The organism is Sporosarcina highlanderae (genome assembly GCF_030433715.1).
GTDB lineage: Bacteria > Bacillota > Bacilli > Bacillales_A > Planococcaceae > Sporosarcina > Sporosarcina highlanderae.
The window spans coordinates 1-23746 of record NZ_JAROCC010000004.1 but is presented as its reverse complement, the minus strand read 5'-3'; the positions used below and the strand labels follow the sequence as shown (position 1 = coordinate 23746).

25 protein-coding genes are annotated in these 23746 nt (G+C 41.5%); 21 read left to right on the top strand and 4 right to left on the bottom strand.

What is annotated here, in order from left to right:
• Nucleotides 1–34: 34 nt before the first annotated feature.
• The 9 genes from P5G49_RS06120 to recO all read left to right on the top strand — a co-directional run bounded on the left by P5G49_RS06120 (nt 35) and on the right by recO (nt 7518).
• Nucleotides 35–292 carry a hypothetical protein gene (locus P5G49_RS06120; RefSeq protein WP_301242610.1) on the top strand — a complete coding sequence of 86 codons (258 nt, stop codon included), beginning with the start codon at nt 35–37 and terminating at the stop codon, nt 290–292.
• Complete coding sequence (locus P5G49_RS06115) at nt 282–1382, top strand: sporulation protein YqfD (RefSeq protein ID WP_301242845.1); 1101 nt, start codon at nt 282–284, stop codon at nt 1380–1382. Before P5G49_RS06120 ends, P5G49_RS06115 begins: the two co-directional genes overlap by 11 nt.
• Nucleotides 1375–2334 (top strand): PhoH family protein, encoded by a 960-nt coding sequence (locus P5G49_RS06110; RefSeq protein ID WP_301242609.1) that lies wholly within the window; start codon nt 1375–1377, stop codon nt 2332–2334. The genes P5G49_RS06115 and P5G49_RS06110 overlap by 8 nt, the downstream gene beginning before the upstream one ends.
• Nucleotides 2335–2400: 66 nt before the next feature.
• Nucleotides 2401–4527, top strand: a complete 2127-nt coding sequence (locus P5G49_RS06105) for an HD family phosphohydrolase (protein WP_301242608.1) — start codon at nt 2401–2403, stop codon at nt 4525–4527.
• Between the two features lie 17 nt (nt 4528–4544).
• Complete coding sequence (gene ybeY / locus P5G49_RS06100; RefSeq protein ID WP_301242844.1) at nt 4545–5018, top strand: rRNA maturation RNase YbeY; 474 nt, start codon at nt 4545–4547, stop codon at nt 5016–5018.
• A gap of 7 nt (nt 5019–5025) precedes the next feature.
• Entirely contained in the window at nt 5026–5373 is a 348-nt protein-coding gene (locus P5G49_RS06095; RefSeq protein WP_301242607.1) for a diacylglycerol kinase family protein, read from the top strand.
• A 24-nt stretch (nt 5374–5397) separates the two neighbouring features.
• Entirely contained in the window at nt 5398–5811 is a 414-nt protein-coding gene (locus P5G49_RS06090; protein WP_301242606.1) for a cytidine deaminase, read from the top strand.
• Nucleotides 5792–6706, top strand: coding sequence for a GTPase Era (gene era / locus P5G49_RS06085; RefSeq protein ID WP_301242605.1), 915 nt, complete (start codon nt 5792–5794; stop codon nt 6704–6706). Before P5G49_RS06090 ends, era begins: the two co-directional genes overlap by 20 nt.
• Nucleotides 6707–6732: 26 nt before the next feature.
• Entirely contained in the window at nt 6733–7518 is a 786-nt protein-coding gene (gene recO, locus P5G49_RS06080; RefSeq protein WP_301242604.1) for a DNA repair protein RecO, read from the top strand.
• Nucleotides 7519–7540: 22 nt separating this feature from the next.
• On the opposite strand, the gene P5G49_RS06075 is transcribed toward recO, so the two are convergent.
• Nucleotides 7541–8920, bottom strand: coding sequence for a glycine--tRNA ligase (locus P5G49_RS06075; RefSeq protein WP_301242603.1), 1380 nt, complete (start codon nt 8918–8920; stop codon nt 7541–7543).
• A 1027-nt stretch (nt 8921–9947) separates the two neighbouring features.
• Entirely contained in the window at nt 9948–10367 is a 420-nt protein-coding gene (locus tag P5G49_RS06070; RefSeq protein WP_301242602.1) for a hypothetical protein, read from the bottom strand.
• A gap of 517 nt (nt 10368–10884) precedes the next feature.
• On the opposite strand from P5G49_RS06070, the gene ccpN reads away from it, so the two are divergent.
• The 9 genes from ccpN (at nt 10885) to P5G49_RS06025 (ending at nt 19783) form a co-directional block, all read left to right on the top strand.
• A complete protein-coding gene (ccpN, locus tag P5G49_RS06065) occupies nt 10885–11514 on the top strand; it encodes a transcriptional regulator CcpN (RefSeq protein WP_435877193.1) in 630 nt (209 codons plus the stop codon).
• 40 nt (nt 11515–11554) lie between these two features.
• Nucleotides 11555–12367, top strand: a complete 813-nt coding sequence (locus tag P5G49_RS06060) for a pyruvate, water dikinase regulatory protein (RefSeq protein WP_301242601.1) — start codon at nt 11555–11557, stop codon at nt 12365–12367.
• Nucleotides 12368–12556: 189 nt separating this feature from the next.
• Nucleotides 12557–14371, top strand: coding sequence for a DNA primase (gene dnaG / locus P5G49_RS06055; protein WP_301242600.1), 1815 nt, complete (start codon nt 12557–12559; stop codon nt 14369–14371).
• 35 nt (nt 14372–14406) lie between these two features.
• Complete coding sequence (gene rpoD, locus P5G49_RS06050; RefSeq protein WP_301242599.1) at nt 14407–15582, top strand: RNA polymerase sigma factor RpoD; 1176 nt, start codon at nt 14407–14409, stop codon at nt 15580–15582.
• Between the two features lie 60 nt (nt 15583–15642).
• Nucleotides 15643–16059, top strand: a complete 417-nt coding sequence (locus tag P5G49_RS06045; protein WP_301242598.1) for a hypothetical protein — start codon at nt 15643–15645, stop codon at nt 16057–16059.
• A 96-nt stretch (nt 16060–16155) separates the two neighbouring features.
• Nucleotides 16156–17295 carry an acyl-CoA dehydrogenase gene (locus P5G49_RS06040; protein WP_301242597.1) on the top strand — a complete coding sequence of 380 codons (1140 nt, stop codon included), beginning with the start codon at nt 16156–16158 and terminating at the stop codon, nt 17293–17295.
• Nucleotides 17296–17458: 163 nt separating this feature from the next.
• Nucleotides 17459–17833: a cytochrome c550 gene (cccA, locus tag P5G49_RS06035; RefSeq protein WP_301242596.1), complete on the top strand. Its 375-nt coding sequence runs from the start codon at nt 17459–17461 to the stop codon at nt 17831–17833.
• A 136-nt stretch (nt 17834–17969) separates the two neighbouring features.
• Nucleotides 17970–18668: a tRNA (adenine(22)-N(1))-methyltransferase gene (locus P5G49_RS06030; RefSeq protein ID WP_301242595.1), complete on the top strand. Its 699-nt coding sequence runs from the start codon at nt 17970–17972 to the stop codon at nt 18666–18668.
• Nucleotides 18665–19783, top strand: coding sequence for a Nif3-like dinuclear metal center hexameric protein (locus tag P5G49_RS06025; RefSeq protein WP_301242594.1), 1119 nt, complete (start codon nt 18665–18667; stop codon nt 19781–19783). The genes P5G49_RS06030 and P5G49_RS06025 overlap by 4 nt, the downstream gene beginning before the upstream one ends.
• 60 nt (nt 19784–19843) lie before the next feature.
• Here the strand turns inward: P5G49_RS06025 and P5G49_RS06020 are convergent, their stop codons facing one another.
• Both P5G49_RS06020 and vrrA read right to left on the bottom strand, forming a co-directional pair.
• Complete coding sequence (locus P5G49_RS06020; protein WP_301242593.1) at nt 19844–20824, bottom strand: 4-hydroxy-3-methylbut-2-enyl diphosphate reductase; 981 nt, start codon at nt 20822–20824, stop codon at nt 19844–19846.
• Nucleotides 20825–20888: 64 nt separating this feature from the next.
• On the bottom strand, nt 20889–21149 hold the full coding sequence (vrrA, locus tag P5G49_RS17480) for a VrrA/YqfQ family protein (protein WP_363322167.1): 261 nt from the start codon (nt 21147–21149) through the stop codon (nt 20889–20891).
• Between vrrA and P5G49_RS06010 the strand changes: the two genes are divergently transcribed.
• The 3 genes from P5G49_RS06010 (at nt 21080) to P5G49_RS06000 (ending at nt 23662) form a co-directional block, all read left to right on the top strand.
• Nucleotides 21080–21379, top strand: coding sequence for a hypothetical protein (locus tag P5G49_RS06010; RefSeq protein WP_301242591.1), 300 nt, complete (start codon nt 21080–21082; stop codon nt 21377–21379). The two genes, vrrA and P5G49_RS06010, sit on opposite strands and share 70 nt — an antisense overlap.
• 83 nt (nt 21380–21462) lie before the next feature.
• Nucleotides 21463–22764, top strand: coding sequence for a DEAD/DEAH box helicase (locus tag P5G49_RS06005; protein WP_301242590.1), 1302 nt, complete (start codon nt 21463–21465; stop codon nt 22762–22764).
• On the top strand, nt 22754–23662 hold the full coding sequence (locus tag P5G49_RS06000) for a deoxyribonuclease IV (protein WP_301242589.1): 909 nt from the start codon (nt 22754–22756) through the stop codon (nt 23660–23662). Before P5G49_RS06005 ends, P5G49_RS06000 begins: the two co-directional genes overlap by 11 nt.
• Nucleotides 23663–23746 lie beyond the last annotated feature (84 nt).

Genomic DNA, 23746 nt, shown 5'->3' with positions numbered 1-23746 from the left:
ATCCAAATCATAGGCTTGGATAGGGGGTTTTATCATGAAAAAACTTTTTAAAATGAACTCTTCAGTAACAATTGATGAATTTGCATTTATCCGTATCACGGGCCCTTATTCTCTATTGAAATTAGGACCCGATTACGCGGCAGTCCGAAGTGGTGATCACATCATTGAAGCAACCGGGGAAGATCTCATCGTAGAAACGTTATCGGAAGAATTAGCGGTATTCTCTTTTGAGACGATTTCAACGGTGAACATAAAGGAAATCAAGGATGGACAGGGTGCCTATGATTCATAAAAGATTTGAAGTCATTTTAACGGGCAAAACTGATCCATCCAGGTTTTTAAGCTTCCTTGCAAGGTCTGGGGTCAGGATTACAGGTATAACAGAATCCGGTGCTACAATACGATTTCAAACCGATAAGAAAGGTATTCAGTTCATAAGGAGAAATAGACGCCGATTCAAGATGAAAGTATCTATAAATAGGCCTGATGAGGGCTCGGTGGAAAGGCGCCTTTTTACTTCCTTCCGATTTTTGATTGCATGTATCATCCCTATAATCGCATCCTTATTTCTGTGGGAAATAGAGATTGTTTCTGAAATGCCGGAAGTGGCAGAACGAATTGAAATAAAATTGGAAAAGGCGTCAATCTCAAAATTTCGGCCGCTTTCCACTATTCCTGATGAAGGAGAAATTAGGCGGGCTTTAATGCTCGACGATCCATCACTCTCCTGGGTGAGATTCAAAAGGTCCGGAAGTACATTGACAATCATTCCAATGTTATCCCCGAAATTAAACGATAAAATTGAAAAAGAAGGCCCCCCTTCCGATTTGATTGCCAGGACTGGCGGGGTTATTACAAGTTTTCGATTGAGCAGAGGGGAAAGAGTCGCACATGTCTTTCAAACCGTGAAGAAAGGAGATTTGCTTGCGACAGGCATACTGGAGCAGGGGGGCAAAAAGACGGTCGTAGGAGCGGAAGGCTTAGTGTTTGCTGATTTTTGGTCAGAGTATACTTTTAAAATCCCGAAAACAATCGATTATCAATTATTGGGCGAGGAAAGCGTGATCATACATTGGCAATCTCCGATTGTATGGAACAAGGGGGAATTGCCATCTTTCAGGTCATTTATAAAAACTGAACATATCCGAGAGGATCGAATTGAACAATTTGAATTGAAGGAAGAAATGGGGGAATCCATCATCCTTCCGTTAATAAAACACAAAATTTTAAATGATTCAAAGTCTGACCTCATTATTAAAGAAGAAAACATTTTACACTTGACGTTCGGAAATGATACAGTTGAGGGGACTATATTATTTTTGATGAATGAAAATATAGCGGTTAAAAGACCAATTCCCAAGGAGACTGAAACTATTGAGTGAACAAGTGATCCAACTTCACATTGAGGAACCGAATGAAGCAGTTATGCTTTTAGGTATTTCTGATCAGAATTTAAAAATGATTGAAGAGTCGATGAATATCTCTATCCTGACACGTGGTGATACAATTTCCTTGGCAGGTGAAGAAAAGGATATCGTGGCAGGAAAGTTCCTACTTGAGCAGCTCTTGAAGGTTATACGAAAAGGAATCAACATTAATTTACGCGATATTTCCACTGCTATTGAAATGGTGAAAAATGGGACGATTGAATATTTCGCTGAATTATATGATGAAGAAGTAGCGAGGACTACGAAGGGCAAAGCAATTCGTGCGAAGACTATTGGACAGCGTGAGTATATCCACGCCATTCGGAAAAATGATCTTGTTTTCTGTATTGGTCCTGCAGGTACTGGAAAAACATATCTTGCTGTAGTCCTTGCTGTGCAAGCGATGAAAACTGGTTCTGTCAAACGGATAATATTGACGAGACCAGCAGTAGAAGCCGGAGAAAGTCTTGGTTTCCTTCCAGGGGATTTAAAAGAGAAGGTCGATCCATATTTGCGTCCGCTCTACGACGCTCTGCATGACGTATTAGGGGCGGAACATACTGAACGGCTAATGGAACGGGGTGTTATTGAAATTGCTCCCCTGGCCTATATGAGAGGACGTACACTGGATGATGCTTTCGTCATCCTTGATGAAGCACAGAATACAACAAAGGCTCAAATGAAAATGTTCCTGACACGTCTCGGATTTGGTTCCAAAATGGTGATTACAGGAGACAAAACTCAGATTGACCTGCCTAAGGGAATAGGATCAGGGCTCAATGCCGCGGAGTCGATCTTGAAAAATGTATCCGATATACACTTCCAGTATCTTGAACAGGGTGATGTTGTACGCCATCCTATTGTTGCAAAAATCATTGAAGCTTATGAAAATGAGCAGTCATCCTAAAGTGGCTGCTCTTTCAACATTTCAATAAATGGCAGAAAAGAGATATAAGGGCAGGGGGGATCATTCGTGTTCAAATCATTGGTGAATCTTTTCAAGTCACTGAAGTTCAAATACCTTTCTTTATTCGTCGTCATCCTCGCGGCTATTGCGCTTTTTTCGTTAATGTATGGCGGGGTAAAGCAGGAAACGTATGAACTGCATGAATTCAAAATTTCTCCGAAAACGATTAGATCCTTAAAAACAGTCGAGGATACCGTGAAAACCGAGCAGGAGAAACGTAGAATTGAAGCCGAAGTACCACCGTTTTATCAATTCAATGAAGATATTTCGAAAAACAGGCAAGCCATCGCATCGCAGCTTTTTGATATTATCATAGAAGCAAAGCAAGCAAATGTCCCTGACCCTGATGATGAGTCTATATTGGTAAAATCCCGAAATGAACAAATAAAAGAAATTCGTGCGAAGTTATCCAAATTAGAAGAAGAAGAGCCGGGCTTAAGACTGACCAATGAAGCAATAGGTAGCTTGCTCAATGAAAACATTGCGGACTTAAGGAAAATGCAAATGGAAGTTTCCGCAATAATTGGTGATGAATTGTCGAAACCGATTCGAAGTGGAGATCTTTCCACGGTTAGGTACGAAGTTGAGAGGAAACTTCGTTTATCCGATGCAATTAGACCAACTGTTTTGCAAACCCTTATTACGCTTGGAAGATCCTTAGTTGTCGAGACTGAAACGATTAATAAAGAGTTGACTGATAAACGGATAGAAGAGGAAAAGAATGCAGTTGAATCGAAAAGGATTCTGCAAGGACAAGTTATTGTGCGTGAAGGTCAGTTCATTGATTCCGAAATATATAGACAGTTAGAGTTAGCGGGTCTATTGACGAATCAATCCTCTTTTAAACCGATAGTAGGATTAAGCTTATTCGTGTTGTTTGTGTCGGCGATAATCTATATGCATTTCATGACTTGGCAGGAAAGGAATAATAAGAAGAAAAAGTCATTACTGATTGTCTATACCGTTTTCTTCATTTTAGTGGTCATGATGAAACTTATTGGCTTGATAGATAAAGAGTTTGATGTCCAAGTGGCTTTTTTATTCCCAACCGCCTTGGCCCCACTTCTTGTGAAATTGTTGACGAATGAACGCCTTGCTTTCATGATGACAATTGTAACTGCAGCAACTGCAGGAATCATGCTGCATGAAGGATTTGCTTCAATCATGCAAATGGAAATTGTCTTATATATCCTCTTTGGGGGGATAATTAGCATATATGTCCTTGGTAATAATGGTAGAAGGTCAAATATTCTAAGGACGAGTCTTGCTGTCGGTGCATCCAATATTTTATTCATAGGATTCTATTTATTAATGACACAGTCTACATATGCCCTATCGGAATTGATATTTTATCTTATTGTCGCCTTGACGTCTGGAATATTATCAGGTGCTTTGACCATTGGACTTATGCCATTCTTTGAAACGGCGTTTGGATTGCTTTCCGATATGAGGCTGATCGAATTGTCAAATCCTAATCACCCTTTACTGAAGAAGGTCCTTACTGAAACACCCGGTACATACCATCATAGCGTCATGGTTGCCAATCTTGCTGACGCCGCCTGTGAATCTGTTGGGGCTAATGGCTTGTTAGCACGGGTTGGAAGTTACTATCATGATATCGGGAAAACAGTCAGAGCGAACTTCTTCATCGAGAACCAACATGGTACCACGAATCCACATGATGCTTTGCCACCTGAAAAGAGCCGTGATATCATTATTGCTCATGCTACCGATGGAGCTGATTTATTAGCGAAGCATAAAATGCCTGCTGAAATCGTTGATATTGCTAGACAGCATCATGGAACAAGCTTTTTGAAATTCTTTTTTGTAAAGGCGAAGGAATTGGGACAAGATGTAGTGGAGGACGATTTCCGCTATCCTGGACCGAAGCCGCAGACGAAGGAAATCGCAATCATTTCAATTGCGGATAGCGTTGAAGCTGCGGTTCGTTCCTTGAAGGAACCTACACCAGATAAAATTGCGAAATTGGTCAAATCAATTATTGTGGGTAAATTAAATGATGGCCAATTCGATGAATGCGATTTGTCCATGAGGGAATTGAAAACAATCGAAAACGTCATTTGTGAGACGTTGAACGGCATATTCCATAGCCGGATTGAATACCCGGAATAACCAAGGAGGCAGGCAAAATAATGTTGGATATTTATTTCGACGACAGGACAGAGAACGTGACCGGTGATATTTTAGAGCTAATTCAGGATGTGTTGAATCACGCAGCCAAAATGGAGGAGCTTTCAGGGAATCCGGAGATTTCTATCACATTCATGACAGACGAAGAAATACGTGAAATAAACGCCGAATACAGAGGAAAAGACAAAGCGACCGATGTGATATCTTTCGCTCTTGAAGAAATGTCAGAGGGCGAGGTTGCAATTGTACAGGAAGATGATATGCCAATCGTGCTTGGAGACATTATTATTTCGGTTGAAACTGCAAAACGACAAGCTGCGGATTATGGCCATGATGAGCGCCGTGAAATTGGATTTTTAGCCCTGCATGGTTTCCTACATCTACTTGGATACGATCATCTGACGGAAGAAGATGAAAAGAAAATGTTTGGAAGGCAGAAGGATATCCTTTCTTCGTTTGGCCTTGAAAGGTGAGTAAGATATGCATCCTTTCTTCAAATCGTTTCATTATGCTTTAAAAGGGATTCAACACGGTTTCAGCGCTGAACGTAATATGAAATTCCATTGCATTGCCGCCCTTGGTGTAATTTTTGGGGGAGTACTTACGGGGCTATCTAAGTTGGAGTGGTTGACCATTATAATTCTCATCGGGGGAATGATTGCCCTGGAGTTGATGAACACTGCAATTGAACGGACTGTGGATCTCGTAACTGATGACTTCCATCCGCTTGCCAAACAGGCCAAGGATCTTGCATCTGGTGCGGTATTGGTATTTGCGATTTGTAGTGCAATCATTGCAATGATCATATTCATCCCAAAATGGTTATGAAAATTAATTTTTAGGAGTGAAATTATGGACAAAGATAAATTAATGAAAGAAGCAAAACTTGCACGCGAAAAAGCGTATGTGCCTTATTCGAAATTTCCAGTAGGAGCAGCACTATTAAGTGAGGATGGCCGAGTGTACCATGGCTGTAATATTGAAAACTCGGCATACAGTATGACGAACTGTGCTGAACGGACTGCATTCTTCAAAGCTATCTCTGAAGGCGTCACGAAATTCAAGGCATTAGCGGTTGTTGCTGACACGGAAGGCCCCGTTTCACCATGTGGTGCATGCAGGCAGGTTATTGCGGAGTTCTGTGATCACTCAATGCCAGTCTATTTGACGAACTTAAAAGGGATTGTCCAGTCGACAACAGTTGGAGAATTACTCCCTGGCGCGTTTTCCAAGGAGGATTTAGAGTATGCAGAAGGACAGCAATAAATTAAAATCAGGATTCATTTCAATCATCGGACGTCCGAATGTTGGTAAATCTACTTTCCTAAATCGTGTTGTCGGACAGAAAATTGCGATCATGAGCGATAAACCACAGACGACAAGAAATAAAGTTCAAGGCGTCGTCACTACTGATGAATCGCAACTGATTTTCATCGATACACCGGGTATCCATAAGCCGAAGCATAAGTTAGGTGATTTTATGGTGAAATCCGCACGGAATACATTGAAGGAAGTAGATGTCATCATGTTCATGGTGAATGCCAATGAGCCGATAGGCGGTGGTGACAGATTCATAATCGATTTATTGGAGAATACGAAAACACCTGTCTTTTTAATTATCAATAAAATTGATTTGGTTCATCCGGATGATTTATTGGCAACAATCACCTCATATACTGAAGTTTATGACTTCGCTGAAGTAGTTCCACTTTCCGCCCTAAATGGGAATAACGTTGAAAGACTAATGGAAACATTGACAAAGTATTTGCCGGAAGGACCAAAATATTATCCTGATGACCAAGTGACAGATCATCCAGAGCGATTCATCATTTCAGAATTGATCCGGGAAAAAGTCCTGCATCTTACACGCGAGGAAATTCCACATTCGGTGGCGGTTGTCATAGAGAAGATTGAACGTGATGAAGCCCGCGGTTTAGTCGATGTCGCGGCAACAATCATCGTTGAACGTGATTCTCAAAAGGGAATTGTGATTGGTAAAAAAGGTTCACTACTTAAAGAGATTGGAACGAAGGCAAGACATGATATCGAAATGCTCCTTGGTTCTAAAGTCTTTTTGGAACTTTGGGTGAAAGTGCAGAAGGACTGGCGCAATAAATCAGGACAATTGCGTGAATTCGGTTTCAGGGAAGACGAGTATTGATCGGCTAATGAAAAGAGGTGACGGTCTTGCTGAATAAATGGGAAGGGATCATTCTAAAAAGCATGCCCTATGGTGAAGCGAATAAAATCGTAACGCTTTATACCCGCGAAGCAGGAAAAATGACGGCAATGGCAAGAGGCGCAAAAAAGCCTGCGAGTCGTTTAGCCGCCGTCACACAAACATTCACATATGGATTTTATCTATTACGTTCAGGACGTGGAATGGGGACGCTTGAGCAGGGCGAACCGATTGATTCCATGCGACATATCCGGGAAGATCTTGAAGCGACTGCGTATGCAAGTTATATTGTTGAGTTAATCGATAGACTGACAGAAGATCGGGGGGCAAGTCCAAACGTTTTTGGCTTGCTGCATGATGCGCTTCATGCGATCAATGAACAATATGATCCTGAAGCAATATCGCTATTTGTTGAATGGAAGATGCTGCCTGTCGCAGGTGTGCATCCTGTCCTTCACCAGTGCGCGAATTGCGGTTCTACTGAGGGTGAATTCGCATTTTCATTCCAAGAAATCGGGTTTCTCTGTCATCGTTGTTTTCAAATCGATCCATATCTTATTCGGATTACTCCGACGCAACTGAGATTGATCCGAACCTTTTACACGGTTCCGATTGAGCAGGTCGGTTCGTTGAAATTGAAAAAAGCGACTAAGCAATTTATGAAAAAGATTGTTCGTACAGTCTATGATGAGCAAGTCGGCGTCCGTTTGAAGTCAAGGTCATTTCTCGATCAATTAGAAAGAACCCCGGAATTATTACCACAAAAAGAAAAACCACGAGATGAAGGCGAATAACCTTTTCCCGTGGTTTTTGTTATTAAAATACTAAATGCTTTTCAATGTATGCTTTTACATCTGCGATTGGCATACGGACTTGTTCCATTGAGTCGCGGTGTCTTACAGTTACTTGACGATCTTCTTCGGAATCGAAGTCATACGTGATGCAGAATGGTGTACCGATTTCATCTTGTCGGCGGTAACGGCGGCCGATTGACTGGGAATCGTCGTACTGGACAGCAAAGTGTTTACGAAGCTCTGCATACACTTCATCTGCACCCTCAGCTAACTTCTTCGATAACGGAAGGACAGCCGCTTTAATAGGGGCCAGTGCAGGGTGGAAGCGCATTACAGTACGTTTGTCGTCACCCTCAAGTTCCTCTTCGTCAAACGCATCACATAGGAACGCCAAAGTGACACGGTCCGCTCCAAGAGATGGCTCAATGCAGTAAGGGATGAACTTTTCGTTTGTAACCGGATCTTGATAATGGAAATCTTCACCGGAATGTTCCATGTGTCTGGATAAGTCGAAATCCGTTCGGTTTGCGATTCCCCATAACTCTCCCCAGCCAAATGGGAATTTGTATTCAATATCTACTGTGCCCTTCGAGTAATGCGAAAGCTCATCTGAACTATGTTCGCGAAGACGCATGTTTTCGACTGTTAAGCCAAGGTCCAATAGCCATTTCTCAGAGAAGTCTCTCCAGTATTCATACCATTTCATGTCTTCGCCTGGTTTACAGAAGAATTCCAATTCCATTTGTTCGAATTCGCGTGTACGGAATGTGAAGTTACCAGGTGTGATTTCATTCCTAAAGCTTTTACCAATCTGTGCAATTCCGAATGGCATCTTTTTGCGCATGGAACGCTGTACGTTTTTAAAGTTGACGAATATCCCTTGCGCCGTTTCTGGGCGTAGATAGATTTCGTTTGCGGATGAATCCGTTACACCTTGTGAAGTTTTGAACATCAGATTGAACTGGCGGATTCCCGTATAGTCCATTGCGCCACAGCTTGGGCAGATGATAGTATGTTCTTGGATCAGCTCTTCCATTTTTTCAAATGGCATTCCGTCTACTACAAGTTCAATCCCTTTTTCATCCAACGCGTCTTCGATCAACTTGTCAGCGCGGTGACGAGTTTTACATTTCTTACAATCGATCATCGGATCATTGAAATTACCGATATGACCTGAAGCAGCCCACACTTTAGGATTCATCAGAATAGCAGCGTCAAGGCCTTCGTTATAAGGGGATTCCTGAACGAATTTCTGCCACCAAGCACGCTTAATGTTATTCTTCAAAGCAATCCCAAGAGGACCGTAATCCCATGTATTTGCCAAACCTCCATAAATATCGGAGCCAGGAAAGACAAATCCTCTTTGTTTCGATAAATTTACAATTTGTTCCATTGTCAACATAAAAAATCCCTCCAATTAAAATAAGCACCCATCCCCGGACATAGAGTCCGAGGACGAGTGCATAATGACCCGCGGTTCCACCTCGATTGGTTGTAAAAACAACCCACTTTAACAATTTCAAGCTCCAGGCTGCCGTTTCATGCCGTTACGGGCTTCCACTATCCCCGTTCGCTTTGGTGGCATTACTTATAGGCCTTTCCTCGCCTATTTAATTCAGTAATAGTGTAGCACGCTTCATGTTAACCTGCAAATCAAATAGCCATTAAACAAAAATAATAGGGTGCAAAAACAGAAAAATATATATATCACCATTGATTTCCGTTCCGATTGGATGCTTTCCGCGGGCACGGCTTCCTGCTCGCAACGCTACGCTTGTGCTCGCAAACGCCGTTCTTCGTTACGGCGTTCGCTGGAGTCGCCAATCTGCACTACAATCAATTGGAATCCAACTTAAAGTTGGTAACCCTATGCTGCTTTTAATTGTTTAAATAATGGCGAGTGTATTGGAAAATTATCTGATTTGCACAGTTCAATGTCTTCTTTTAAATTGTTAGACTCTGTAAAATTTTAAAGTTGATTTACAAAGAGAAATTATTAGAAACTCTATTTTGGGTTCCCTTCATTCTTGTTGATAAAGCTGGAAATCGGGTATCCAAAATAACAACTCAAACCAGTGATGCTGGATTTACAGAATACAAGTACAATGAAAATAATCAACTTGTAGCAACTGTCAAAGACAAGAATACCATTACCTATTCTTATGATAAAATGGATGGTTATAACGGAAGTAATCATTGAACGCGCATCTGGAATGGACGTTCAAAAGGATTCCATTACCGAATGTATCAAGACTCCAAAAGGAAAGGAGATTCAAACGTTTTCCACTAAAACTAAACTGTATTTCTACTACAGTTAGTGTCGGGTACCAGGTCCTCATTGAAATTGGAATTGTTTCAGAACCTGGTACCGTTCACTAATGCACCCGAATTTATACAAAATGATTTAAAGTAACTTTAAAAATTTTCAATTAACGGGTGTCCTTATTTAAAACAACCCTCGGCTCATAGTCACAAATTACCTCAATTATCCCTGTGTCTACTGGATAAATATGATGTTCTAAACGATGTGCTAAATCGTCTGGAAAAAAGGGTTTAAATCTGTCTATATAATCAGAGTCTAACGCTTTAAAAAGGATGAGGCCGAATTGATTCCTAACATTTTCCTTGGGGTAATCAAGGTAAGACATAGGAATCTCACTAGTATATCTAAAAGATACTACTCTATCACCCATAAATTCCACTCCGCTATCATAAACAAAATCCACCTCCATTTTCCTTATATCACACAGTGTTATGACTAGCCCTTTTTTAGGTTCAACTCTTAAGTTGTATTTAACTGCCTTACCCATTTCTTCGGCAAAATCTTTAGTAGGTTTCCAAATAGTCATCGTAGGGTGCCTTTCCATGTGTAGTTCCTCCCTTGACCTTGTTTTATTATAGAGGAATTAATGAACCTTCTTAAGGAGCTATTGGTATTTCCCCTTCATAATATCTAATTTTATCAAAGGTTTTCAAGTTAAGGCTACGTGCAAATTGCAACGTCCAAGGATCAGTACTAGCTCCAGTAGATTTGTAAAGTGTTAAGTGCAAACCTTCTCCAGTATCTTTGACTGTTACGTTAGGTTTGTTCGTTTTCAAGTACCAGTTCTCATTGTTTTAGAACCTAGTTTTAGGTGTCTCCAGTTGATTGGAGCGGAAGGCGGCGACTCCTGCCGGAAAAGCATGAGCCTTGAGACCCCGCAGGGCGCACGCTTTTCGCGACCGAGGAGGCTCAAGCCATGCCGGCGGAAAGCGTCCGCCTGAAGCGGAAATCAACGTGTATCAAGCCATTGAGTTAGGAATTATTGTTGTAAAATGCTATACTATTCAAGTATCTATTATCGAACGATTAGGGCGGTGATTCATATGGAATTGAATAAGCGCCAGACGGAAATCCTTGAAATTGTAAAATTAGATGGTCCTATTACTGGTGAACAGATAGCTGAAAGGCTAAATCTAGCTAGAGCAACGATACGGCCTGATTTAGCAATTTTAACGATGGCGGGTTATTTGGATGCACGGCCGCGTGTCGGCTATTTCTATTCTGGGAAAAAACCGGCCCAATCAATAGCGGATGGCATGATTGGGATGAAGGTCGGTGACTTCCAATCCATTCCTGTTGTTGTGCATGAAAATGTTACAGTCTATGACGCTATCTGCCAAATGTTTTTGGATGATGTAGGCACCTTGTTTGTTGTGGATCAAAACTCGTTTCTAACGGGTGTCCTATCCAGAAAGGATCTATTAAGAACAAGTCTTGGTAACAGTGAACTTGATAAAATCCCGGTACATGTCATTATGACGAGAATGCCAAATATTACATATTGTAAAAAGCAGGATTCACTAATTCAAGCGGCGAAAAAAATGATTGATCAACAAATAGATTCACTTCCTGTTATTTACGTTAGAGCGGAAGGACTGGAAGTGGTTGGAAGAATCACAAAGACAAATATTACACGGGCTTTCCTTTCACTTGCAGAAGAACATGAATTATAAGCGGTGTGCCTTTAGAGCATAATGAAAAAGGAGTGATACAATGAGAAAGTTAACATTGTTCATCGTTTCCGATTCAGTCGGTGAGACAGCAGACTTAGTTGCCAAGGCAGCAGCGTGCCAGTTCAGACAGGACCTTGAAACTGTATCGATGAAACGTTTTTCGCATGTTGAAGATAAATCCCAACTGCGAGAAATAGCGTATTTGGCTAAACAACAACAAGCCATTATCATCTATACTTTGGTGAAGGGCTCCATGCGTGAGAAACTTAAACAGGAATGCCAACTAAATGGATTAACTTGCATAGATTTATTAGGACCGATTGTTCAAGGGATCGGTCACTCGCTCAATGAAAAACCAAAAGAGGAACCCGGGTTAGTCCGTCAGTTGGATGAAGATTATTTCAAAAAGATCGAAGCGATAGAATTTGCGGTGAAATACGATGACGGGCGAGACCCAAGAGGCGTGTTGAAAGCTGACATTGTTTTAGTCGGAGTGTCTAGAACTTCAAAGACCCCGCTATCCCAATATCTTGCACATCGCAGTTTTAAAGTGGCGAATGTTCCACTTGTTCCTGAAGTAGATCCACCGGAGGAATTATATAAGATCGACCCGAAGAAATGCTTTGGTTTGGTCATTTCACCGAATGTATTAAATTCTATCCGTAAAGAAAGACTGATTGCTCTTGGATTGAAGGACGATGCAAATTATGCGCGAATCGATCGGATTAAACAAGAACTTGACCATTTTGAGACTGTAGTTTCAAAAATTGGCTGTAAAGTGATTGATGTGTCTAATCGGGCTGTAGAAGAAACTGCAAACCTGATTTTAAGCGAACTATCTTCAAGACGATAAAATATGAAAAGAAGGACCACCCGATGAGAAATGGTTGGTTCTTTTTTGCGGATTGTGTACAATAGTAAACTGGGTGTAAATTTTATAGAATTTGTTAAGGATGTAATTATAATAACTTTTTTTGTCGAATAAGCAGGATTTATGAAAACTATCCCGAATAGAAGTATGTAAGAGGGGAATGGTGATACGATGTCTAAAATTCCCGAAGAAACAATTGAAGAAATCCGATCCAAGACAGACATAGTCGACTTAATCGGTGAATATGTTCAACTGACGAAAAGGGGAAAGAATTGGTTTGGGTTATGTCCGTTTCACGGTGAAAGCACACCATCCTTTTCGGTAGCTGAAGATAAACAATTGTTTCATTGCTTTGGCTGTGGAGCTAGTGGCAATGCTATAACATTCGTCATGGATATTGAAAACAGTCCGTTTACAGAAGCAGTTTCCAAACTTGCAGAGCGGGTCGGCGTTGAGTTGGAAATATCAGTTGGCGACCGTTCAAGATATGGGAAGACAAGTGACTTTCAGCATATGATTGACGCCCATGCACTTGCGGCGAATTTTTATAGTCATTTATTGCTAAATACAGTGGAGGGTGAAAAAGCATTATATTATTTGGAACAAAGAGGATTTTCCCGTGAACTTATCGAAAAGTATGGTATAGGATGGTCGCTTGATGACCGGGAAGTGCTAACCCAGCTTCTACAGCGGAAGAAATTTGAGATGAAGGAGATGGAGCGCGCCGGACTTTGTGTTATGAAAAATGACGGGACTGGGTATTTCGATAGATTCCGAGGACGTATTATGTTCCCATTACATGACGATAATGGAAATGTAGTTGGTTTTTCCGGAAGAATTTTATCAGAGTCCAAAGAGGAAGCAAAGTACTTGAATAGCCCGGAAACACCCATTTTTGAAAAAAGTCATTTGCTTTATAATTTTCATCATGCACGTCTTAATGTCCGGAAATCGGGTAAAGTAATACTGTTCGAAGGTTTTATGGACACGATTGCCGCAGAAAAAGTCGGAATCATGAATAGCGTTGCAGTCATGGGTACATCCTTGTCTGACACGCACCTAACAAAATTGAAAAGAATTGCCAATCAACTTATCATCTGTTGTGATGGCGATGACGCCGGCTGGGAGGCCGCCAAAAGGTTTGCTCTCCTTTCAGCACAAAAAGGTCTAAATGCACAAATTGCCCTTTTGCCGGGGAAAATGGATCCGGATGAGTATATTTCTGTAAATGGTGGAGAAGCATTTACTGAAAAAGTATTGGGGAATCCTCATTCATATATGTCGTTCATTATGGCCTACTACAAAAGGTCAAAGAATTTATCCCATGAAAATGATGTGTTGCAATATATTCATGAAGTGATAGAAGAGCTTGCTCCGAAAGTATCACCAGTGGAACGTGATTTAATGATACGTCAATTATCAACCGAAACTGGGGTGTCGTCGAGCGCTTTAAATGAACAATTAATAAAAAAAGTCGGTCAGCAGGCAAAACAGGAAAAGTCGAATCAACTAAGTGGACAAGCCACTCGGATTGCAGTTAAAATGCCGGAACGACAGCAAAGCGGCATTGATCGTGCAGAACGACTCTTATTATGCCATCTGTTAAATGACGGTAATTTATTTGATAGGATTCGTGAAAATCATCAAGATCTTTTCTTACAAGAAGTATACACCACGATCTTTGTGAAATTAGCTGGCTTTTATGAACAATCGGGTGAGCCGGATTTCCACAGATTCGCAGAGTCTTTGGAGGATCGTGAACTCCGAAAAATCGTCATGGAAGCGGCACTGCTTGATAGGGATCCAGAATTTGCTGAGCAAGAGATCCGTGATTGCATACACCATCTCGAAAAACATAAAATTAGAAGATGCATTGACGAGATGATGCACGAACAAAAAGAAGCGGAAAAGATGAACGATCATACCCGGGCACTGGAGCTGGCCAGGGAAATAATGCAGCTCCGGAAATCATTATCGGCAATGTAGGCCGTATTCTGGTGAATTAAGGAGGAACGGGTATTATGACTAAAAAAGAACAATCTGGAGAGATGGAACACGAGATGACTTTAGATGAAGTGAAAGCAGGCTTACTTGAAGCTGGTAAAAAAGCAGGGGAACTGACCCTTGAAGAGGTAACGGATAAACTTTCTGTATTTGAGATGGAACCAGAACAATTTGAGGAATTCCTTGATCAAATCGAGGCGGCAGGTATCGAAATGGACAGAAAAGATGACGAAGAAGATGCCGGAAAAGATGAAGAGCAATTTGACCTTAATGACTTAAGCGTCCCTCCTGGAGTTAAAATCAATGACCCTGTACGGATGTACTTGAAAGAAATTGGCCGTGTTGATTTGCTAACAGGTAATGAAGAAGTTAAATTGGCGATCGCCATCAAAGAAGGCGTGGAGGCGGAAGAAAAATTAGCCGAGATGAAAACTCCTGATTCGGAGCTTTTGGAAATTGTCGAGAAGGGTGAAAATGCAAAGAAAAAACTTGCAGAAGCCAACCTTCGTCTTGTAGTCAGTATCGCGAAAAGGTATGTTGGCCGTGGAATGCTGTTCCTTGACTTAATTCAAGAAGGGAATATGGGTCTCATAAAAGCGGTTGAGAAGTTTGATCATACGAAAGGATTCAAATTCAGTACGTATGCAACATGGTGGATTCGTCAAGCCATCACACGTGCTATCGCCGACCAAGCGCGTACAATTCGTATCCCCGTCCATATGGTGGAAACCATCAACAAATTAATTCGAGTACAACGTCAATTGCTACAAGACCTTGGGCGAGAGCCTTCGCCTGAGGAAATCGGAGAGGAAATGGATTTAACGGCTGAAAAAGTCCGGGAAATTTTAAAGATTGCACAAGAGCCGGTTTCACTCGAAACACCGATTGGTGAAGAAGATGACTCTCATTTAGGCGATTTTATTGAAGACTCTGAAGCCCAATCTCCTTCAGATCACGCAGCTTATGAATTGCTTAAAGAGCAATTGGAAGATGTTCTTGACACGCTTACAGACCGTGAAGAAAATGTTTTGAGACTTCGTTTCGGCTTGGATGACGGCAGAACAAGAACTCTTGAAGAAGTTGGAAAAGTTTTCGGAGTTACACGTGAACGAATTCGTCAAATTGAAGCAAAAGCACTTCGTAAGCTTAGACACCCATCACGCAGTAAAAGATTGAAGGACTTTTTGGAGTGATCCGCATCGGCATTTTATGCCGATGCGTTTTATTATTGTTGAAGGCAAGGGGGAGACTCTGTGGGTACAGAGCGGAAAAAAATCATAATTACTGAAATAAATTATTGGAAAGAAAATAAAATGTTGCCCGAGCATTATTGTGATTTTCTTATCACTCTCTATACCCAGGGGGAACAGGAACAGGCGCCAGATATTACTGACGCAATACTTATGAACGAAAAAAAGAAAAAGAAAAAGAAAATGAGTTCTGTCTTTTTCCACCTTTTATACATATTTTCTGCATTTACAATACTCGCGATTAGTTTAATAGTATGTGCTGTCTTTTTTGAGGGACAGTCAACATTACTGATTATTTTCTCGGCTTTTAACTGTTTACTATGGATTGTGGCGGGGAGATTCTTGAAATTGATCTATTTTACAATTTCAGGAGTTGCAGGTCTCCTATTTATTGCCCTATACTTGTTCGGAGCTTTTTAGTCTAAATCTATCATCCTTCGAAAGAATGATTGTGATAATGCTTCGAACTTCGGTATAATAGAAATGTAAGCGTTCACAACAAAGGGGATGAATAATATGAATTTTGATTTGACAGATGAACAGCAAATGATTCGAAAGATGATGAGGGAATTTGCGGATGAAGTTGTTGCACCAGGTGCAATAGAACGTGACCGTACAAAGGAATTTCCAATAGAGATTTTCAAACAGCTTTCTGAAATGGGAATGATGGGGCTTCCGTTTCCAGAGGAATACGGCGGGGCAGGGGCCGATACGACAAGTTTCGCTATTGTAACTGAGGAATTGAGCCGTGCATGCGCCTCTACAGGAATTACATATTCCGCACATATATCTTTAGGGGGGGCACCTCTACATCTTTTTGGAACGGAAGAACAAAAACAGAAGTATTTAACTCCTATCTGTACAGGTGAATCTTTCGGAGCTTTTGGTCTTACAGAACCGAATGCAGGGTCTGATGCAGGCGGTACTCAAACAACTGCAAAAGAAGACGGAGATGATTTTGTCATCAACGGCTCTAAAGCTTATATTACGAATGCGAGCCATGCGAAACACTTAGCCCTAACAGCTATAACAGGCCAAGAGAATGGTAAGAAGGAAATAAGTGCAATTATTGTACCAACCGCTGCGGAAGGCTTTAAAGTAATTGATAACTACGAAAAAATGGGTTTAAATGCTTCAAATACAACTGAATTGGTGCTTGATAATGTAAGGGTACCGCAAGAAAACCTGCTTGGAAAGCGTGGGAATGGCTTCAGGCAATTCCTTGTTACATTGGATGGCGGAAGAATCGGAATCGGTGCGATGGCTGTTGGTATAGCCCAGGCAGCTTTCGACAGAGCATTGAAATATTCCAAAGAACGCAAGCAGTTTGGGAAGACATTATCGGAATTCCAAGTTACACAATTTAAACTTGCGGATATGGCGATGAAAATAGAATTAGCAAGAAACATGGTATACAAGGCGGCATGGCTGAAGGATCAAGGCAGACCATTTACGAAGGAAGCCGCGATGTGTAAGCTATATGCATCCGAAATCGCAATGGAAGTTGCTGACGAGGCAATTCAAATCCACGGCGGATATGGATACATGAAAGAGTACGAGGTCGAACGCTATATGCGTGATGCAAAACTGCTTGAAATTGGCGAAGGGACTTCGGAAGTGCAACGTATGGTAATCTCACGACTTCTACTTAGTTGATTTTCACATAAAATTTCCCAAACTATGAAAAAGTTTGTCGAAATTGTCACAAACGAAGAAATGTATGGGGTTTACTCTTTCAGTTTTCAACAGGATACAGTACAATATGAGATGTGCACTGTATAATTTTACAGAATAATTCCTGGTGAAGGAGGGTAATTCAATGAAAAGCAATCCTGTAGTGCCTTATATCCTGATTTTTGCGCTAGGATTAGGACTTGTTTTCTTCATGTCCCTATACGGTATCGATCAGAAAAAAGAAATCGCTGGAGCAGGTGAAGAGGGAAAAACAAATGAACCTGCGGCAACAGAGGATTTTGATCCTGAAAGCTTTGCACAAGGACAATGTATCAGTTGTCATGGTGGCGATTTGACTGGTGGGGTTGGACCAAGTCTACACGGTCTAAAAGACTCCAAAGAAACGATTCATGATATCATTAAAAATGGTGCTGGTGGCGGAATGATGCCTGCATTTGGCGGTAAACTCTCTGATGAGCAAATCAATGAATTGGCAGACTATCTTCTAACACTTAAATAAGAGCGGGAAGTCATCGAAACTTGGCAATAACTTGCCGTTTCGATGACTTTTTAATTGGGCAAATAACTACATATCAGGAATGTGAAAGATTTTCTATGTCAGGGTATAATGGAAATATTGGAAAGGCGGGGTTTTATTGAATTCAGACAAACTATCCGAGCGTCTTACAGCAGTCGCCTCATTTGTTGAATCAGGTGCGGTACTGGCCGATATTGGAAGCGATCATGCTTATTTGCCATGTTATTTAATTCGTACTGGGATAATTTCAAAAGCGATAGCTGGAGAAGTCGTGAAAGGTCCTTTTGAATCGGCTAAAAAAAATGTAAAAAAAGAGGGACTTGAAAATAATATTATTGTTCGCTTAGGGAATGGCTTACAAGCCGTCGAGGAAAACGATGGGGTAGATACGATTACCATTGCCGGTATGGGTGGACCTTTGATTGCATCAATCTTACAGGAAGGCAACGCCAAACTCGGTAAAGTGAAACGAATAATCACACAACCGAATATTCATTCTTCGTCAATCCGTGAATGGGCCGTACAAAACGGGTGGACCATTATTGAAGAAGAAATCCTAAAAGAAGACGGCAAAATTTATGAAATTATTGTACTTGAAAGAGGAAAAGCAGAATACGATGAGCTCGAAATGAAGTTTGGTCCATATTTACTTGAAGATAAGTCACCTATTTTTGTTGAGAAATGGGAGAGAGAATTAGCAGAGTGGAAGAGGATTCTTGATTCGTTGGAGAAGGCTGGCGATACAGATGAAATCCAGCGGAGGAAGGAACAATTGCGGAAGAAAATTGAGTTGGCCGGGAGGGTTTTGACAAATTGAAAAAAGTGAACGGACATGAAATTATAGCTCTTTTTGAGAAATGGTCGCCGAAACGGTTTGCTGAAGATTGGGATCCGATTGGATTGCATATAGGTCAGCTAAATCGTCAAGTTGATAATGTGCTTGTCACATTGGATGTCAATGAGGCTGTAGTTGAAGAAGCGATCGCGAAAGGGGCAAATTTAATAATTGCTCACCATCCACCAATTTTTAGTCCTATGAAAACGATATGGACGGATACACCTCAAGGTCGTCTAATCGAAAAATGCATCAAACACGATATTTCTGTTTATGCTGCACATACGAACTTAGATGTTGCACCTAAAGGAGTGAATGACCTTCTTGCAAACCAGTTAGGATTACAGGACTTGGAAGTAATGAGCCCGACTGTCTCCGATCCTTTGTATAAATTGGCCGTCTTTTGTCCTGTCAGTCATGCGGATGAACTGCGATCTGTTTTGGCGCAGGCCGGGGCAGGTGCAATTGGTGATTATGTGGGCTGTAGTTTCACTTCTACAGGAACGGGCAGATTTATGCCGTCGACAGGTGCCAATCCATTTATCGGTGAAATCGGCAAAATGGAGGAGGTCACGGAGGAACGAATCGAAGTGGTGCTTCCTGGTCCGATTAGGGGTAAAGTCTTGAAAGCGATGCTTGCTGCGCACCCGTATGAGGAGCCAGCGTACGATTTCTTTGTGCTGGATCAGCGTACCGAAGAATTCGGCCTTGGTCGGGTAGGAAATTTACCCAAGACAATGAATCTTGACCAATTTGCAGTCCATGTAAAAGAGGCATTCAACGTTGCAGCTGTTAGGGTAGTCGGTAATCCCGGGAAGCCAGTGCATAAAGTCGCAGTTTTAGGTGGAAGTGGAAGCAAATATACTAAGGCGGCAAAAAGGAAAGGCGCAGATGTTTTCGTAACGGGCGATATGGATTTTCATAGTGCCCAAGATGCCGAGTCGATGGGTTTGGCAATTGTCGATCCAGGGCATCATGTAGAAAAGGTAATGATTAAAGGTGTTGCAGAGTATATGCAACATGCTACGAAGGAAAAAGGATATGAGGTCAACTTTATCCAAACAGAAATTGATACTAATCCGTTCCGATTTATTTAAAAATTATTGCTGAAAAAGAAAAAGTGCTGCCCGTAATGGTGGGACAGCACTTAATTTACCTTATTCAGTTATGACGTAAGGCTCAATTCGTTTAACAGGTGCTGGATTTTTGATTTTCGGCAAGATCTTCTCTAACTTGAACTTACGTTCAGGTGTATGAGTAGATGGATCTTCCGGATCGAAGCTTTCAAGGAAATTGATCACTTCACGAACAATGATAGTCGGAGTAGAAGCTCCAGCGGTCACTGAAACGGTTTTAACATCTTTTAACCAATTAATATCAATCTCAGAAACATCTGAAATACGATATGAAGGCGTATTGGCAATTTCAACAGAAACTTGCGTCAGTCTGTTTGAGTTATTACTCTTCGGATCACCGACAACGATAAGAAGATCGGATTCGCCAGCCTGCTCAGCGACCGCTTCCTGTCTAACCTGGGTAGCAAGGCATATCTCCTTATGAGCTTCAATATGAGGGAATTTTTCCTCCAATGCCTCCATAATATGGACGACATCCCATTGGCTCATTGTTGTCTGATTTGTAACAAGCAATTTCTCATTCTCAACATCAAGGTTTTCAACATCTTCCAGAGTTTCTATCAGATGGACAGCATGTGGGGCTACGCCGATTGCACCTTCAGGCTCAGGGTGGTGTCTCTTGCCGATATAAATGATGTCATATCCTTCATCGGTTTTTTCTTTTATTAAATCGTGAGTGACTGTAACGTCCGGACAGGTGGCATCAATTGAGACAAGTCCTTTACGGCGTGCTAATTCCCTAACTTCTGGGGAAACGCCATGGGCCGTGAAGATTACTGTGCCCGTTTCAACCTGTTCAAGGATTTCCAAACGGTTATCTCCATCCAATGTAATGATGCCGTCCTCTTCAAATGCGTCTGTAACGTGCTTGTTGTGGACAATCATGCCTAGTATATAAATTGGTCTCGGCAATGATTTGTCGAGTGCCGCGTTTCTTGCTATCACCATTGCATCAACAACCCCGTAACAATAGCCTCGCGGGGAAATCTTCTTTACTATCATTCGTTCCTCACTCCTCAAAAGCGATCTATATCTATTATAGCGGAGTTAGGCACTTGTTTCAAAATTATAAATTAGGTGGCTGGAAAATCCTTGGGTTGGAAGTTCCGGCAGGCGGCCTTGGTGTACCTATTGGTGCATTTTGCAGACCAGCGGTTGAAGCGGCAGTTGCAGCACCGGCGGCACCAGCAGATCCTGAAGAAGGCAACGATTGGAACCCTTTATATAATCTCCACATGGCGGGAAGGTTCTGGAACATTGGCGCAATCTGTTGAGCAAGTGGAGCATATTGCTGAGCAGTCGTTAAAAAGCGGTTGGCCGTTTGCATGTATGCTTCCATTTTGGAAGTATTCATTCCTTGCCCTTGTTGCATGGATGGTCCAAACTGATTTCCCATTGGAGACCCCTGAAAAGGTTGTCTCGGCGACTGGCCGAAGTATGGTATCTGTTGTTGACCGTACATCGGTTGCCTATAGGCGTACGGCGAAGACTGTCCGCGCGCAAATGGATAGAATGATTCGTATCTCATGGATAACCCCTTTCATTTGGTCAATATGAACTTTCACACTGTATACTATGCGAAAAACACATACGATGGAACGAAAATCTGTTACAATAGGAATACGTTAGGAGGCATATAAATGTCTAAATTCACTGATTATCAATTCAAACCATTCCTTCGGGATGCTATTGACCGTTTAGGTTTCAAACAACCTACACCAATACAGAAGGAAATGATCCCATTAATTTTGAAGGGGTCGAATGCAATTGGCCAAGCCCATACAGGAACAGGGAAATCACATAGTTTCCTTATACCAATTGTGGAACGGTTAGACGAGCATAAAGATGAGTTGCAAGCTGTCATTACTGCACCGACAAGAGAGCTTGCAATGCAATTATATGAAGAGTTAAACAAGATTACTGAAAACACAGCGATACGCACTTCACTCTTAATTGGGGGGACTGATAAACAACGTTCCATCGATAAGTTGAAGTCAAAGCCCCATATTATTGTCGGAACGCCAGGAAGGATTCGAGATCTTTCTGAAAATGGAGCATTGGCAATCCATACGGCAACAATTCTTGTAATTGACGAAGCAGATTTAGCCTTTGACATGGGGTTCATCGAAGATATCGATCAATTCGCATCGAAAATGCCAACTAACCTGGAAATGTATGTTTTTTCTGCTACAATTCCAGAAAAATTAAAGCCGTTCCTTGCAAAATACATGGAGAATCCACTTCATGTGCAAATTGGAAATAAAAAACCCTTGACTGAGGGAATGCAATATTCTCTTGTTCCAGTTCGCAGTATGGATCGGAAGAAAAAGTTGTTACATGTCTTAAATGCAATCAATCCATATTTAGCTATCGTTTTCACGAATACGAAGCAGAATACGGATGAAATTGCCAATTATCTTGCTGAGCAAGGTATTAAGGCCGGAAGAATCCACGGCGATTTGTCTCCGCGTGAACGAACTAGAATGATGAAGCAGATTCGTGACCTTGAGTACCAGTATATCGTCGCAACTGATCTCGCTGCACGTGGGATCGATATTCCAGGTGTCAGCCATGTCATTAACTACGAACTTCCAGATGACTTGGAGTTTTTCATTCACCGTGTCGGAAGAACAGCGAGAGCGGGCCTTGAGGGTATCGCCATAACATTATATGAGCCTTCAGAGGACGACAAGATTGTACAGATTGAAAAGATGGGAATTCCGTTTGTACATGAAGACGTGAAGAATGGTGAATGGATTGAAGTAAAAGAGCGAAATGCGAGGAAAAAACGAGTTAAAGAAGTTGATGAACTGGATCGAAAAGCTGCTTCTTATGTTCGAAAACCAGACAAAGTTAAACCAGGTTACAAAAAGAAAATGACAAAAGAGATAGAGAAGTTCAAGAAAAGGGAAAGGAGATTGAAACGTAGAAATGGAAAATGATCAACAGTTATTATTAGGATCCCATGTTTCTATGAACGGAAAGAAAATGCTTGAAGGCTCGAGTGAGGAAGCGTTAGGATATGGGGCAAATACTTTCATGATCTATACAGGGGCTCCTCAAAATACCCGACGGAAACCAATTGAAGAGTTAAATATCGAACAGGGACTTTTGCATATGAAAGAAAATGGATTGTCCAATATTGTTGTCCACGCTCCGTACATCATCAATATCGGTAACACAACAAAACCCGAAACTTTCAGATTAGGTGTCGACTTTCTTCAGATGGAAATAGAAAGAACTGCTGCCCTTGGATCTGACCAAATTGTACTTCACCCTGGAGCGCATGTTGGTGCGGGTGCTGACATGGGAATTGCGAAGATTATTGAAGGGTTGAATGAGGTCCTCTCCGATAACTCATCGAATGTGCGTATAGCGCTTGAAACGATGGCAGGGAAGGGCAGTGAGTGTGGAAGAAATTTTGACGAAATCGCAAAAATCATCGATGGTGTAAAAAATAACGAACGGCTTTCCGTCTGTTTCGATACGTGTCACGTCCACGACGCAGGCTATGATATCGTCAATGATTTTGATGGTGTATTGGATGAATTTGACCGGATCATTGGTAAAGATCGAATTTCGGTCATTCATGTCAATGACAGTAAAAATGAGCGTGGTGCGATGAAAGATAGACATGAGAATATAGGGCATGGTCATATCGGTTTTGACGCACTTAGCTATATTGTTCATCATCCGGATTTCAGAGCGATTCCAAAAATCCTTGAAACACCTTTTGTTGGAACTGATGCTAAAAACAAGAAGGCTCCTTATCAGCAGGAAATTGAAATGTTGAAAGCGAAACAATTCCAGCCAGAACGACGAGAACTCTTATTAGTTTAAAATATGTCCCGTTAGCCATCCATGTAGCGCAAAAACAGCACTACACCACAGAGGATGAAAATGTGTGCAGAACGGGTATTGGAT